Origin of the sequence: Arthrobacter sp. 08Y14 (assembly GCF_002929455.1) — a bacterium.
Lineage (GTDB): Bacteria > Actinomycetota > Actinomycetes > Actinomycetales > Micrococcaceae > Arthrobacter_B > Arthrobacter_B sunyaminii.
Window position 1 is genome coordinate 1 of the sequence record NZ_PJIX01000032.1, and the last position, 664, is coordinate 664.

General features: G+C 60.1%; 2 protein-coding genes. Both read right to left on the minus strand.

Annotation, left to right across the window (positions count from 1 at the left end; all coding sequences use genetic code 11):
* The coding region (locus CXR03_RS18900; RefSeq protein WP_219816283.1) for a pilus assembly protein TadG-related protein at nt 1-202 on the minus strand (202 nt) is incomplete at its 3' end.
* Between the two features lie 92 nt (nt 203-294).
* Nucleotides 295-664, minus strand: a 370-nt coding sequence (locus tag CXR03_RS18905; RefSeq protein ID WP_146070560.1) for a transglutaminase family protein, incomplete at its 5' end; no start/stop codon positions are given.

The window sequence follows — 664 nt, forward strand, 5'->3', positions numbered from 1 at the left end:
CATTGGCCGCCGACAGAACGGCAGAGTCGGCCGAATCCTGCAGAGCAAGCCGGACCTGCACCATCTGATTGAAGTCCAGCGCGACACCGGCTGTGGCTGCGGCCACTGGCAGGATGACCGCTGTAATCACGCCGAAGTTGCCGGCGCGGTCGTGCCAGAGGCGGGAAATCAAAGATTTCTTGGGGCTGTGAGGCGTAGTCATCATGTCCATCCAAAAGCAGCGTTTGGATGGTTGTAGATCAAGCCTATTGCGATCCGTTTAATCCGGTCGCTAAAATTCGATGGAAACTGGTTCTACTGCTTGACCGGGATGACATCGACCGCTTGTGCTGTCTGATGACTGCCGTAACTCTTCAGGACGCCGATCACAGGCGCCACATCTGCATAGTCACGGCCATAGCCGACGACGATATGGTCGGTGCCGGCGGCGATGTCGTTGGTCGGGTCGAGTTCCAGCCAGCCGCTCAGCTTGCCGCACCAGACCCTGACCCAGGCATGCATGGCATCTGCGCCTTCCAGGCGCTCCTTGCCCGGCGGCGGAATGGTCCGCAGGAAGCCGCTGACATAGCCGGCGGGAATGCCAAGGCTGCGTAGGGCAACAATCATTACATGGCTGAAGTCCTGGCAGACGCCGCGCTTCTTGGCGAAGGCTTCTGCCGGCGTC